Source organism: Massilia pseudoviolaceinigra, from assembly GCF_030846505.1.
Lineage (GTDB): Bacteria > Pseudomonadota > Gammaproteobacteria > Burkholderiales > Burkholderiaceae_D > Telluria_A > Telluria_A violaceinigra.
The window spans coordinates 1-1,984 of the sequence record NZ_JAVCWL010000082.1 but is presented as its reverse complement, the minus strand read 5'-3'; the positions used below and the strand labels follow the sequence as shown (position 1 = coordinate 1,984).

Sequence of the window (1,984 nt, the reverse complement as noted above, 5' to 3'; positions counted from 1 at the left end):
AGAGAAAGACCCGTGTGAGCGAAAGCCATGCGGGTTTTTTTTCGTCCGCAGATTCGTTTGGACGTGTTCATTACCAAGTAATTTGAGATCACCTGGCGCCTCTGCAGTCGAGTATTGCTATTTCACGACAGTCAGCCGAATGACGAATCGCCGCCACCCGCGCCAATCAGTGTTCCAGAAATGGTGGTTGCAAGCGCTATCTGGGGTAAGGCCAGGGCAACAACGAAAAGATAGTGTCGTTTCATTTAATTCTTTCTTGCAAAAATGGTGCAGCTGCCGGCTGTCGCCATCTGTGCGGCGTTACGAAAATTGCCGGCGCTACTGCTGGCGCCCGGCCGGCAGGCTCTCGACATGCTGGGGTCGCATGATGTCAACCTCCGCATTATTGCACCATTCATGTTAAGCAACTCGCACGCAGTTCATGCCATTCGATTTGGCTCGATAAAGCGCACTGTCGGCGCGCTTGATCGCGTCACCAATGACTTCTCCAGGCTGGAGGGCCGTCACTCCGAACGACGCGGTAACCCGGAGCCCGTGCGGCCAGATCTGATAACTCAATGCTTCACGCAGCTTCTCCGCTAACAGATGAGCATCGGCTGCCTTGGTACCGGGGCAAATGATCAGGAATTCCTCGCCGCCCCAACGCGCCAGCTTGTCGCTTGCACGAATTCCACGTTGTATCGCAGCAGCGAAAGCACACAACACCTCATCGCCGACACTATGGCCATGTGTATCATTCACCTTTTTAAAATGGTCGATATCGACAAACACCACTGCGAACTGCTCAGCTGACGCATCGGGATGCTGCCACTTTTCCATCAGCGCAGCGCGTAAGCCCTCCCGATTCAGAACCTGGGTGAGCGGATCCGTGTAGGCCTGGCCGGCCAGTTCACGTGTTTCCAGCTCCAGAGCCTCATTCACTTTGCTCAGTAAAGCGAGTCGGGTCGTGCTATTACTCAGTTGCGATCGGGAATGGCGGAGGGCTAAGTCCAGCCACACCAAGGCACACCCGATCCATGTTCCCACCAATACCAGAAGCAAGCGGTTCTGGCTGACGAGCTTTCCATGGAATTTAAGTGACCTTAACTCCACGCGATGGCGCCCCTCGGTATCACGCGCGCCAACCGATAAGTCGAATGTCGTGACGTTATCGATCCGCATATCCGTGTGGAAGACTGGAACATGGCGCATATCGGTCCACCAGGGCGCGGTACGCAAGACCTTCATTGGTATTTTGACGATGCCTTTCGCTGGGACGACAAAGTGGGTTTCGTTCACCTTTTGCGACATGTAGTCGTCCAATGTCGACATGTCAGGCTCGAAATTACGGAGAGAGAGCCGTACGGTATGGTCGCCCGGGCCTTCGTACGACATGTCGAAGCTCATGGAGTCGAACTCCGACAGATCGACGCCGAATTCATTTGCTTAGCGTAAAAAGTAAGCGACAGTAGGGCCATTCGAACGTCAGGCGCAGATCGCAATCCATAACCAGCGCATCGGGTCGTCGCGTGAGCTTGGCGACACTGCCGCCTTGCTGCAGGCGCTCATCCAAAAGCTCAACCGGTCGCCCACTGGCGGCGGAAAACTCCATGACTCTTTCCATTCCGAAGTGTTGCCAGACGAGCAGGGTTGCCGTGAGCACGATCAAACCGATCACGAGCGTTTCCATGCGGGGAAGGGAACGAGAAGGAAATTTCATGTTGAAGGGGCAGTTCGCCAGATCGTCATCGGGGCGGATCAAAGACCGCGCGTACTTACAGGGTAGCGATGTGATTGCTGCGACGCAATGCATACAGTTATTCTGCGCAAGTTTTACGCACACATACAACGGGTCGCGGAACCCGTACAAACTGCCGTGCTGGCTGCGGGTGAGCGAGGGGCAAGCTGGCATGCGGTCAAGACAACGTTGATAACGACCGCAGTGGTACGGACGCTGATGAGCCATCAGTCCAAGTAATGCGAAAGGCACCTTGTCAAACTCAGG

General features: G+C 55.0%; 2 protein-coding genes. Both read right to left on the bottom strand.

Annotated elements, in window-relative coordinates; genetic code table 11:
• Positions 1–399: 399 nt before the first annotated feature.
• The gene (locus tag RBA40_RS33090; RefSeq protein ID WP_306653125.1) at positions 400–1,386 is read right to left on the bottom strand and encodes a GGDEF domain-containing protein; all 987 of its coding nucleotides are present in this window, start codon (positions 1,384–1,386) and stop codon (positions 400–402) included.
• Between the two features lie 31 nt (positions 1,387–1,417).
• A partial coding sequence (locus RBA40_RS33085) for a hypothetical protein (RefSeq protein ID WP_306653124.1) occupies positions 1,418–1,984 on the bottom strand: 567 nt, incomplete at its 5' end.

What these genes read in the sequence shown, in the direction of transcription:
- RBA40_RS33090 (WP_306653125.1), bottom strand. Translation starts at nt 1,386, where the DNA reads ATGAGCTTCGACATGTCGTACGAAGGCCCGGGCGACCATACCGTACGG.